The sequence below is a fragment of the Flavobacterium sp. genome (genome assembly GCF_036405015.1).
In the GTDB taxonomy this organism is placed as follows: Bacteria; Bacteroidota; Bacteroidia; order Flavobacteriales; family Flavobacteriaceae; genus Flavobacterium.
Genome location: NZ_DASWYK010000241.1, coordinates 1 through 12,003, shown reverse-complemented (window position 1 = coordinate 12,003; position 12,003 = coordinate 1). Strand labels below are relative to the sequence as shown.

Annotated in this window: 9 protein-coding genes; 8 read left to right on the top strand and 1 reads right to left on the bottom strand. The window is 32.4% G+C overall.

All coding sequences use genetic code 11. The features are described 5' to 3' along the window. Positions 1-132 precede the first annotated feature (132 nt). The gene (locus VGE71_RS21085; protein ID WP_331140081.1) at positions 133-1,011 is read left to right on the top strand and encodes a lysophospholipid acyltransferase family protein; all 879 of its coding nucleotides are present in this window, start codon (positions 133-135) and stop codon (positions 1,009-1,011) included. A 341-nt stretch (positions 1,012-1,352) separates the two neighbouring features. Here VGE71_RS21085 and glmM read toward each other — a convergent pair whose 3' ends face one another. After that, complete coding sequence (glmM, locus tag VGE71_RS21080; RefSeq protein ID WP_331140080.1) at positions 1,353-2,741, bottom strand: phosphoglucosamine mutase; 1,389 nt, start codon at positions 2,739-2,741, stop codon at positions 1,353-1,355. Positions 2,742-2,944: 203 nt separating this feature from the next. Between glmM and VGE71_RS21075 the strand changes: the two genes are divergently transcribed. From VGE71_RS21075 to VGE71_RS21045, 7 genes are all read left to right on the top strand, one after another. Further along, a complete protein-coding gene (locus VGE71_RS21075) occupies positions 2,945-3,529 on the top strand; it encodes an acyl carrier protein phosphodiesterase (protein ID WP_331140079.1) in 585 nt (194 codons plus the stop codon). A 32-nt stretch (positions 3,530-3,561) separates the two neighbouring features. Next, positions 3,562-5,241, top strand: a complete 1,680-nt coding sequence (gene ggt, locus VGE71_RS21070) for a gamma-glutamyltransferase (protein ID WP_331140078.1) — start codon at positions 3,562-3,564, stop codon at positions 5,239-5,241. A 73-nt stretch (positions 5,242-5,314) separates the two neighbouring features. After that, on the top strand, positions 5,315-7,099 hold the full coding sequence (locus VGE71_RS21065) for a chloride channel protein (protein WP_331140077.1): 1,785 nt from the start codon (positions 5,315-5,317) through the stop codon (positions 7,097-7,099). Between the two features lie 161 nt (positions 7,100-7,260). Next, the gene (locus VGE71_RS21060) at positions 7,261-8,010 is read left to right on the top strand and encodes a LytR/AlgR family response regulator transcription factor (RefSeq protein WP_331140076.1); all 750 of its coding nucleotides are present in this window, start codon (positions 7,261-7,263) and stop codon (positions 8,008-8,010) included. Further along, the gene (locus tag VGE71_RS21055) at positions 7,994-10,984 is read left to right on the top strand and encodes a sensor histidine kinase (RefSeq protein WP_331140075.1); all 2,991 of its coding nucleotides are present in this window, start codon (positions 7,994-7,996) and stop codon (positions 10,982-10,984) included. Before VGE71_RS21060 ends, VGE71_RS21055 begins: the two co-directional genes overlap by 17 nt. A 165-nt stretch (positions 10,985-11,149) precedes the next feature. Next, positions 11,150-11,401: a hypothetical protein gene (locus VGE71_RS21050; RefSeq protein ID WP_331140074.1), complete on the top strand. Its 252-nt coding sequence runs from the start codon at positions 11,150-11,152 to the stop codon at positions 11,399-11,401. Positions 11,402-11,418: 17 nt separating this feature from the next. Then, the gene (locus VGE71_RS21045; protein ID WP_331140073.1) at positions 11,419-11,988 is read left to right on the top strand and encodes a hypothetical protein; all 570 of its coding nucleotides are present in this window, start codon (positions 11,419-11,421) and stop codon (positions 11,986-11,988) included. Positions 11,989-12,003: the final 15 nt, after the last annotated feature.

The window sequence follows — 12,003 nt, the reverse complement described above, 5'->3', positions numbered from 1 at the left end:
CCTACTAAAATGATATTCATAAATCTTAATTATTGTGAATTGTAAATATACTCATTCTTAAAGATATGTTAGCACGAAAGCAAAATATCAATCACTAATCATTTTTAATTTATCTTTGTAAAAAAAATTTACATGCAGTTTCTCGTTTATATTTTGGCCTATCCTTTACTTTGGCTAATTTCTATTCTTCCTTTTCGTATATTTTATTTATTTTCAGATTTTGTATACTTTCTGATTTACAGAGTCATTGGATATCGTAAAAAAGTAGTTCGCGAGAATCTGGCTTTAACTTTGCCGCATCTGAGCGATTCTGAAAGAAAAGATATCGAAAAGAAATTCTATAAACATATGTGCGATATGTTTCTGGAAATGGTGAAGACAATGAGCATGTCTCCTGAAGAAATGGAGAGAAGATTCCATGTAACTAACATCGATCTTGTTTTGGATTATGCTAAAAAAGGGAAAAGTGTCATTCTTGTAGCTTCGCATTATGCAAGTTATGAGTGGCTTTTAACGATTAATCCTAAACTTGGATTTCAGGGCGTTGCGGTTTATAAAAAACTAGCCAATCCTTACTTTGATCGATTGGTTCGAAAAATTCGCTCTAAATACAATACCGAAATGATCGAAACCAGAAAAGCAATTCCGACAATGGCGCAAAACCAGCGTGACGGAGTTCTAAGTATGTATGGTTTAGCAAGTGATCAGTCTCCTAAACTGGATAGAATTTTTCATTCGATGAAATTTATGGGAGTTGAAGTTCCTGTTCATACAGGTGCCGAAATGCTGGCAAAAAAATACGATTTGGCAGTCATTATGGTAAAAGTAGAAAAAGTAAAAAGAGGATTTTATGAAGCAACATTTCTTTCGCTTGCAGATAATCCGAAGGATTTTAAAGATTTCGAAATCACAGAAATGTATCTAAAAGAAGTCGAAAAACAAATTCTAGCAAAACCTGAATTCTATTTATGGACTCACAAAAGATGGAAACATCGAATCCAATCAAAATAATTTTAAAAAGTCCGAAAAGCAGTACTTGTTTTTCGGACTTTTTTCTTTCTGCTTCTTACGGAAATAGCAAGAAATCAATTAAAATCATTAAAAACTAAAGATTGATTAATATTCCTTAGGAATATCTGGTCGGTAGAAAAAAAATATTATTTGGTAAAATGTCCTGTAGGGACATCTGTTTGTAAAATATGAACATCGGTGACACTAATCAAACGTTCCTACGGAACGTATAATCCGAATCTAAATTTACTACCGACGAGACATTCCTACGGAATGAAAAAAATAAAAACCTCTTTCGAAAATTTCAAAAGAGGCTTTTTTTATTTTAAAAACTGAAAATATTAGATTCCAGCGATTACTTTAATTTCGTCAATAATACGAAGTGCCAATTTATCTGCTGCCTCTTGAGAAGGTGCTTCCGTATAAATACGAATAATTGGTTCTGTATTTGATTTTCTTAAATGAACCCATTCTGTAGCAAAATCAATTTTTACACCATCAATAGTCGAAATATCTTCATTTTTATATTTCTCTGTCATTTGAGTCAAAATCGCATCAACATCAATTTGTGGAGTCAATTCAATTTTATTTTTACTCATATAATATTCTGGGTAAGAAGCTCTCAACGCAGAAACTGACATTTTTTTGTTTGCCAAATGTGTTAAAAACAAAGCAACTCCAACCAAACTGTCACGTCCGTAATGCAATTCAGGATAGATAATTCCACCATTTCCTTCACCACCAATCACAGCATTGTTTTTCTTCATTAATTCAACAACGTTCACCTCTCCTACTGCACTTGCTTCGTAACTTCCACCATGTGCCTTAGTAACATCTCTTAAAGCACGAGAAGATGACATGTTAGAAACTGTATTTCCAGGAGTTTTACTTAAAACATAGTCAGCAACAGCAACCAAAGTATATTCTTCGCCAAACATTTCTCCATCTTCGCTGATAAAAGCTAAACGATCAACATCTGGATCAACTACAATTCCAAAATCGGCTTTTTCTTTTACAACCAATTCAGAGATATCGGTTAAATGTTCTTTTAATGGTTCTGGATTATGAGGAAAATGTCCGTTTGGTTCGCAGTATAATTCTACCACTTCAACCCCCATTAATTTAAGAATTTTAGGAATGATAATTCCTCCAGACGAATTTACTCCATCAACAACCACTTTAAATTTAGCATCTTTTACAGCCTGAACATCAACTAATGGTAAACATAAGACTTCATCAATATGAATATCCATGTAAGCATCATTTGAAATAATTTCGCCTAAACTGTCTACATCAGAAAAATCAAAAGCTTCTGCTTCTGCAATTTCAAGAATTTTGGCACCATCAGCACCGCTTAAGAATTCTCCTTTTGCATTTAATAATTTCAAAGCATTCCACTGTTTCGGATTATGAGATGCTGTTAAGATAATTCCACCGTCAGCTTGTTCCAAAGGTACAGCAACTTCAACAGTTGGTGTTGTAGAAAGTCCAAGATCAATAACATTGATTCCTAAACCAATTAAAGTATTTACAACTAAATTGTGAATCATTGGTCCAGAAATTCTGGCATCGCGACCAATAACAACTGTCAATTTATCTTTATTGATATTATTTTTTAAGAAAGTTCCATACGCCGATGCAAACTTAACTGCATCAACAGGAGTCAGATTATCTCCCACTTTTCCTCCGATTGTTCCACGGATTCCAGAAATAGATTTTATTAGAGTCATTTTTGTGAGTTAGGGTTATTTTTTACAAATATAAAAAAGTTACCGGGTTACTAAGCCCTTAAGTTTCTAAGATTTTAATTTTAACTTGTAAGAAACCACTTGTAATGTGTTGTTTTTATAACAAAATGATTTGAAAAAGTTTTTATACATTTACTAAAATAACTTAGAATCTTAACCACTGAGGTTCTTAGAAAATTAAAAAAATGAATTTCTTAGCCCATATATATCTTTCCGGAGAAAATGATTTGATTAAAATAGGGAATTTTATGGCCGATGGAATTCGCGGAAAACAATTTGAGCATTTTCCAGAAGATGTTCAAAAAGGAATTTTACTGCATCGATTCATTGATACCTATACCGATTCTCATGATATTTTCAGAAAAAGCACCAAACGCTTACACGACCGATATCACCATTATTCTGGAGTTATTGTAGACATTGTTTACGATCATTTTCTGGCTAAAAACTGGACACAATATTCTGATGAAAAACTAGAGAGTTTCATCAATAGATTTTACAATTCTTTACATGATAATTATGATATTTTAACCGAAAAAACACAAGGTTTAATGCCATATATGATTGAGAGAAACTGGCTTCTAAGTTATCGTACAACTGAAGGAATCCATCAAATTCTGACACAAATGGATCGAAGATCTAAGAACATTTCTAAGATGCAATATGCGATAGAAGAATTAAATGAATTTTACGATGATTTTGAAGAAGAATTTACTCTATTCTTTGAAGAAATAAGAAAACAAGCTGGAGAAAAACTACTTTCGCTTTAACAGCAAATTGCTACATTACAAACTTATTACACATGAAAAAAATTACGCTTTTAATAGCTCTTATATACATCAGCGGTAACGCACAACAGACAAATCCGACGGGATTAGTAGTTACAAAAGCAATGGTGGTTTCTGCTCGCGAAGAAGCTTCAAAAATTGGATCTGACATTATGAAAAAAGGCGGCAATGCTTTTGATGCTATGGTCGGAACTGAACTGGCATTGGCGGTTGCTTTTCCGTTTGCCGGAAATATAGGCGGTGGCGGATTTATGGTGTATCGAAAAGCAAATGGAGAAGTAGGTTCTTTAGATTATCGCGAAAAAGCGCCCTTAGCCGCTACAAAAGACATGTTTCTAGACAATGAAGGAAATGTTATAAAAGGAAAAAGTACCGAAACTGCCCTTGCAATTGGAGTTCCAGGAACTATTGCTGGCGTTTTTGCTGTTCATAAAAAATACGGAACAATGCCAATTTCTAAAATTTTAGAACCAGTAATTGCTTTGGCAGAAAGAGGCGTAATAGTGACCAAAAAACAAGAGAAAAGTTTAAGCGATTATCACGATAGAATTGTAAAAATAAACGGCGAAGATTCTCCAGCATCAAAAGCTTACAAAGAAAATGACACTATAAAATATCCCGCTCTTGCCAAAACCTTAAGAAGAATTCAGAAAAAAGGAAGAAATGAGTTCTATAAAGGCGAAACAGCTAAAATCTTAGTGGATTACCTTCACAAAAAAGGTGGAATCATCACCATGAATGATTTGGCGAAATATGAAGCAAAATGGCGTAAACCTCTTCAATTTACTTATAAAGATTTAAAAATTACTTCGATGTCACCACCAAGCAGTGGTGGAATCTGTCTGGCTCAAATTCTCAAAATGCTGGAACCTTATGATTTAGCCAAAATGGGACATAATTCACCCGAAGCCATTCAAGTAATTGTAGAAGCTGAAAGAAGAGCATACGCAGACAGAAGTTATTTTTTGGGAGATCCAGATTTTGTAAAAATTCCGATCAAAGAATTAATGGATGAAACTTATTTACGTGATCGAATGGCGAACTTCAATCCTGAAAAAGCCACTTTATCTACAGAAATAAAAGAAGGAAAAGTCAATTATGCTGAAAGTACCGAAACGACACATTATTCGATCGTAGACCAATACGGAAACGCAATTGCAGCCACCACAACCTTAAACGATGGCTACGGTTCGAAATATTATTGTGATGAATTAGGTTTCTTTTTAAATAACGAAATGGACGATTTTAGCGCCAAACCAGGTTCTCCAAATATGTTTGGATTAGTTGGAAATGAAGCTAACAGCATTGCTCCACAAAAACGCATGCTAAGCTCGATGACACCAACAATTGTAGAAAAAAATGGAAAATTATTCATGGTCGTTGGAACTCCAGGCGGATCAACTATTATTACGTCTGTTTTACAAGCTATTTTGAATGTTTACGAATATAATTTAAGCATGCAGGAAGCAGTAAACGCACCGCGTTTTCATCATCAATGGCTTCCTGATTTAATTACTTTTGAACCGAATACTTTTGCATCAAAAACAATTGATCAGCTAAAAGCCAAAAATTATATCATCAACGAAAAACCAACTCCAATTATCGGAAAAGTAGATGCTATTTTGGTTTTACCAGACAATAAATTAGAAGGCGGAGCCGATTTTAGAGGAGATGATACTTCGGTTGGATTTTAATTGTTATTCGTTTTTATTTTTTTAATCTAAGATTATAAACTAATTTTGTAAGAACGATAATTTTAAAGAAAGAATGCTAAAAAAATATTTCAGAAGACTAGAAAGCATAATTGCAATGGCGCAATCCTTAATGACTCCAAAGCAATTTCTCTTTTTATCAAGCGTTCTTATCGGAATATCGTGTTCTTTTGCTGTAATCGCACTTAAAGCATTCGCACACAGTGTTTTCTCATTTGCAACCTATATTAACGGAATTCTAAAATTGAGTTTTATTAATAGTATCCTGCCAATTGTTGGTATTGTGCTAACTGTTTTTGTTGTAAAAAAAGTTCTTAACGGAAGCATTCAAAAAGGAACCTCTCAAATACTTTATGCTGTTGCAAAAAAGGCAAGTATTATTCCGAGAAAGCAAATGTATGCTCAGATTGTGACCAGTTCCTTAACAGTTGGTTTAGGAGGTTCTGCTGGTTTAGAAAGTCCAATTGTAATTACAGGTGCGGCGTTTGGTTCTAATTTTGCACAGAACTATAAAATGCATTACAAAGACAGAACCTTATTAATTGGATGTGGTGTTGCTGCTGGAATTGCAGCTGCTTTTAACGCTCCAATTGCCGGAGTTCTTTTTGCCATTGAAGTTTTACTTGTAGACGTAAGCATTTCTGCCTTTACGCCTATCATGATTTCGGCTGCAACAGGTGCATTAGTTTCTGCAATTGTTTTGGATGAAAGCATTCTTTTGAGTTTTAAAAAACAAGAAACTTTCGATTTTCATAATATTCCCTTTTATGTTATTTTAGGAGTTCTTACTGGCCTAGTGGCTATTTATTATTCTAGAAATTTTCAGAAAGTCGAGCATTACTTTGCCAAACAACAAATAGATCCATATAAAAAAGCTTTAATTGGTTCTTCACTTTTAGCCTTATTGATTTTTATTTTCCCAACCCTATTTGGTGAAGGTTATGAAAGTATCAGAACTTTATCTGAAACCGATCCCGGAAAATTATTAGACAATACATTGTTTGCCGATTTTAGAAACAATCAGTGGGTTTTATTGCTTTTTGTTGGCGCAACCATGATGATGAAAGTTTTTGCTTCTGGATTGACTATCGGTAGTGGAGGAAACGGAGGAAACTTTGCTCCTTCTCTATTTCTAGGATCTTATTTAGGTTATTTCTTTTCTAAGCTTATAACACTTATTGGTTTATCAAAACTTCCAATTACCAATTTTACAATGGTTGGAATGGCCGGAATTTTAAGTGGATTATTCCATGCACCTTTAACTGCCATATTCTTAATCGCAGAAATCACTGGAGGTTACGGATTAATGATTCCGCTTATGATTGTTTCCTCAATTAGTTTTGCAATCTCTAAACGTTACGAAAAGTATTCGCTTGACGTAAAAGGATTGGTTAAAAAAGGACATGCCTTTACCAGCAACAAAGACTCTAACATTCTTTCAACTTTAGATATCGATACGATTATTCAGTGCGATTATTTGACGGTTCATCCTGACGAAAACCTTGGCAAACTAGTTGACCTTATTTCGCATTCCAATCAAGTAGTTTTTGCAGTGGTAAACAATGAGAAAGATTTGATTGGTGTTGTACATTTTAATGATATTCGTGAAATTATTTTCAACACATATCGCGTCAAATACACTCAAATTAAAGACGTTATGAAAACGCCATTAGTGACTATTTCTTCTTTTGACAGTATGGAAATTGTGATGAAGAAATTTGAAAGCACTAAATCAGCTTTTCTTCCAGTTCTAAGAAATGGAAAATACTACGGTTTTATTTCTAAATCTATTGCTCTTGAGGCTTACAGAACAAAACTTCGTGCGATGACGATTGAATAATTTTTTCTTTTACGCTTTAAAATTCATAGATATATTCATACAGAATATATTATATTTGGTTTTTCAACTCATATCAGTACAAATAATATATTTTTAAGAATATTTGAATTGTACAAATAAAAAACCTGAGATGAAAATTATTTCTAAATGCCACAAATAAAATGAAGATTAAAGCCATTATTGTTGATGACGAATCGTCTGCAAGAGACCTTTTAAGCAGCACCTGCAAACGAATTTATAACGATAAAATCGAAATAGTTGAAGAATGTGGTTCTGTTCCATCGGCTTTACTCGCTATAAAAAAACATTCTCCCGACCTCGTTTTTCTTGACATTCAAATGCCAGGTGAAAATGGTTTTGATTTACTTTCTTACTTTGAAACCGTTCCTTTTGAAATTATTTTTACAACAGCTTTTGAAGAGTTCGCACTTAAAGCTATAAAAAACAGTGCTTTAGATTATTTAGTAAAACCATATGATGACGATGAATTCAAAACAGCAATCGATAAATTGGATTTTGCTCTTGAAAAAAAATACGGTTTTAACAAATATAAAGTACTAAAAGAAAACCGTCAATCTCCAGAAAAACAGCAAATTATATTTCGAACAAAATCAGGTTTTGATGTCGTTCAGGTTAATGAAATTTTATTTTGTGAATCAGATGGTGTTTATACCGAAATTCAAACTAAAGATCACAAACATTGTGTTACAAAATCTTTTAAAGAGGTCTGTGAATTATTAACATTAGAAAAAAGATTCTTAAAAGTCCACAGACGTTTTTTAGTAAATTGTGAACATATCAAAAAATTCAAATCAGAAGATTTTAAGCTCATAATGTCTTCAGGTCATGAAATTCAGGTTTCAGACAAAAAATTCACAAAAAACAAACTTATAGATGCTATCACAAAGTAAGATTACTTTTTGTGTTTATCTCCTTTTAATTCCAATTTTTAGTTTTGGCCAATATTTTCCATCCAGAAATTACACCACAACAGAAGGTCTGCCTAACAATGCCGTTCGGGCTTTATTTTTAGATTCCAAAAATGTTTTATGGATTGGAACAGAAAATGGTGTTTCGAGAATGGAAAACGGCATGTTTACCAATCTTGACGAAAGCAATGGTTTAGGTCACAATAGTTGCTGGGATATTACCGAAGATACAGATGGAAATATCTGGTTTGCAAGTTATAGTGGTGGCGTTACCAAATTTGATGGTACAAAATTTACTGTTCTTAATAAAAATCAAAAATTACCTAGCGAAAGGGTTCGTAAGTTATTTTCATTCAAAAATAAAATATACGCTGGAACTGAATTTGGACCAGCAATAATAGATATTAAAACGAATAAAGTTGTAGTTCCAACAGGCATTCTTCCTCAATTTGGCGTTTTTTTAGTTTCGGATTTTTTTGTTTTCAACGATCAAATTTATTTTTCTACCATAAATGAAGGTTTATTTACAATAGTTTACAAAGACAATCTACCCGTAATTCAGACCGTTTTTAGACATAAATTCCTTTACGGATTAGGAGTTTATGACCGCATTATTTATTCTGGAAATAAAGGTTTTGTCGACCGCTTTGAAATTGATGATTTCATTTCAGATAAAAAGAAATTAAAACCATTTGGTAATTCTATAGTTTGGGATTTTACAGAAGATAATCAAAGCAGATTATATGCAGCTGCATGGGGCGTTTTTGACTTAAGCGGCGGACTTTACACTATTTCTGATGATAAAATGATAGACATCTCAGAATCATACGGAATTACATCCAAAAACCTATTGAATGTGGTCTACAATGCTAAAAAAAACATTCTTTATGTAGGTTCAAAAGACAATGGAATTTATGAAGTCCAACTAGACCAAATCATTAATTATTATAATTTTAATAATCAAAGCATTATTGATTTTGAATCTGTTAAAAGAGAAAAAATAATATTGCATCAAAACGGAATTACATTTTTAAATGATGAAAATACTCCATCAAAAAGCATTTCCTTAACTGACTTTAAAAAATATGAGAATGATTTCATCAAAAAAACAAAATCAAAACTACCTACACATGCAGACGGATATTATGAACTCGATTACAATATTCCTGAAAACAAAATCGATTTTTACGAAATTTTAAAGCATCAAAATTCTTTGTGGGTAACCAGTAATATTGGGATCTTCGAACTTAATTTTGACGGCAAAATAATGGGTTACAGTCCGATTCACACTTATAAAATTGGTTTTACAAATGATAATAAATTCATAGAAACCATTCCTTATGGCGGAGTACGTGTTTATGATGATTTGCCTCATTTAAAAGCCAGACATTTTTCTGAATTTGACAAACATACTCCTCTAGACATTGTAAAAATTTTAAACACCAAGCAGAAAACATATCTTATTTCTGTTTTTAATGGTTTGTTTGTACATGAAAAAGGTCAATTTAAATCGTATTTGACCGATGGAATCTGGAACGAGAAAAAATTCAAACACATCACAAAAAACAACAAAGGCCAACTTATTTTAGCAGCCGAATTTGGTGATGTTTTTGTAATTGACGATTCCAAATCTTTTAAAATCCTGAAGAAAATTTCGAAGAAAGAAATTATCGGAAATACCATTTTATTTCTCGAAACGTACAAAGATTATATTTTAATTGGTACTGAAAAAGGTATCAATATCTACAAAAACGGAATCATTAGATTGATTGACAAAGAACAAGGTTTAAAAGATTCTAAAATAACGACCTCACAAATTTTTGGAAACAATTTGTGGTTAGGCACTCAAAAAGGCTTTTATACGATAGATTTAAATCGTTTAACGGCAACACAATTAACGGTTTCTGAAATTGGAATCAGCCAAATTGCTATCAACAACATTCCTTTAAAATCATCCGAATATAAATGGTTTAGATACAATTCCAAACAACTCGTTACAGATTATAAACACAATTCGTTTTCTATAGATTTTATTCCAAAGGGGCATCCGTTTCCGAACAAATTAAAATTTAGATATCGTTTGGACAACGATAATCGATGGAGTCCGTACAGCGAAAAAACGAATTTGTTTCTCCCTTATCTACCTGCAGGAAACTACAATGTCATGATTGAAGTTTTTGATATGAACGCTGGTAAATCAAAAATATTCAACATTCTACAACTTTATATTCAACCTCCATTTTGGTTGAGCTGGTGGTTTATAACACTGTTATCGATAAGTTTATTGGTTATTCTTTTATTGATTTTTCTACGAATGAAAAGAAAATCAAATGAAAAAATCATGATTCAGCGTCGTATTGCCGAGACTAAACTAGAAGCTTTACTGAGTCAAATGAATCCGCATTTTACTTTTAATGCTATGAATACCATTCAATCCTATATTTCGACTAACGAAACTAAGGACGCAATGAATTATATAAGCGGATTTGCAAAATTGATTCGCAAAACCCTTGAAAATTCATCTAAACAAAAAATCACAATCGAGGAAGAAATCGAATACCTAGAAGCGTATATCAAAATTGAAAATAAACGTTTACAAAATCCTATCGATTATGAAATCATAATTTCAGATGAAATAGAAGCTTTTCTAACAGAAATTCCCACCATGCTTTTACAGCCTTTTGTAGAAAATGTTTTTGTGCATGCTTTTACAGAATCTAGCGTTAACCCGAAGTTTGCAATCACTTTTAAAATGGTTTCAGAAACTATTTTAGAATGCAAAATTATCGATAACGGAATGGGAGCAAAAACTGCTAAAAGAAATAAACTCCATCAATCAAAAGGAATTCAACTTACCAAAGAGCGACTTTCACTTTTAGATTCAAAAAACAATTCTGTCGAAATTGATTTTACTGAAAACAATGGTACAACAGTAACCATTTTGTTAGCCGTTTAATTCCTCTACTTCTAAATTAAAACACTTGCCGTTTGACGAGTGCTTTTTTTGTTTTTAGGCCAGAAAGCACCTTTCATGTTGAAAAAAGCCTCCCAAAAAAGATAAGCCTTTTCAGATCGACTGTTCTTCTATTTTTGTGTTTTCAACCCCTTAATTTTTTAAAATATGCCAAATTTTTATTGTGAATACTGCGGTACTAAAACATCAAGCATTTCAAGTTTAACTTCGAGTTCTTGCTCGCGTCATCCTCTTGGCCCAGGAAAAGGGAAGCATAAACTGTATGAAGGCTCTGAAAAAACAAAATACAGCTGCAAATATTGCGGTACTTCAAACTCAAGTCTTTCAAGCCTAACTTCTAGTTCTTGTAGCAGACATCCTAATGGAGCTGGAAAAGGGAAACATGCACCAGCTTTGTAATTTTAAAAATAAACAATATGAATTTTATAACTTCTCAATTTCAAAACTTTACTTTTGTATCTTATCTTACATTAATAATTGTTATTCTTTGTTATTTATTTTCACTAGGCAGTAATCTGAAAGAAGATAGAGCAAATAGTCCACTTTGGCCTTTGATAATTTCGAACGTAGCTTTTAACTATTTTTTATCATCAGCCTTAATTTATTCTCAAACATATACAAAAATTTTATTCTTTTTAAGTGCAATTTGCATCATTTGGTTCTATTGGATAAAAGTAAATGAAAACCAAGAAAATAAAGATCGAGGTTTTATCAGGAAAGGGCAAGAATCTGTAAATAAAGGATATAATGACACTAAACAATCCATCAAGAAAAAAGCTTCACAAACTGCTGGCGGAGGTTTTTTAGGTGCTTTAGTCGAAAGTGCTATAGATATTGGAACAAGCAATATAGACAACAAACTAACTAGCTTTTTAGGCTCTTTTGGTAGTAGTAGAGAGTACTTTCATCCTTCAAGAGGCCCTATAAACTTTCTTAGAAATTCTTTAATTTTTAGCATGATTGTATTAATGTTTTATCTTACATAAATTAAAAATCAAAAA

Coding starts and splice junctions, on each gene's coding strand:
- glmM (WP_331140080.1), bottom strand. CDS start 2,741: ATGACTCTAATAAAATCTATTTCTGGAATCCGTGGAACAATCGGAGGA.
- VGE71_RS21060 (WP_331140076.1), top strand. CDS start 7,261: ATGAAGATTAAAGCCATTATTGTTGATGACGAATCGTCTGCAAGAGAC.
- VGE71_RS21055 (WP_331140075.1), top strand. CDS start 7,994: ATGCTATCACAAAGTAAGATTACTTTTTGTGTTTATCTCCTTTTAATT.
- VGE71_RS21085 (WP_331140081.1), top strand. CDS start 133: ATGCAGTTTCTCGTTTATATTTTGGCCTATCCTTTACTTTGGCTAATT.
- VGE71_RS21065 (WP_331140077.1), top strand. CDS start 5,315: ATGCTAAAAAAATATTTCAGAAGACTAGAAAGCATAATTGCAATGGCG.
- VGE71_RS21075 (WP_331140079.1), top strand. CDS start 2,945: ATGAATTTCTTAGCCCATATATATCTTTCCGGAGAAAATGATTTGATT.
- ggt (WP_331140078.1), top strand. CDS start 3,562: ATGAAAAAAATTACGCTTTTAATAGCTCTTATATACATCAGCGGTAAC.
- VGE71_RS21050 (WP_331140074.1), top strand. CDS start 11,150: ATGCCAAATTTTTATTGTGAATACTGCGGTACTAAAACATCAAGCATT.
- VGE71_RS21045 (WP_331140073.1), top strand. CDS start 11,419: ATGAATTTTATAACTTCTCAATTTCAAAACTTTACTTTTGTATCTTAT.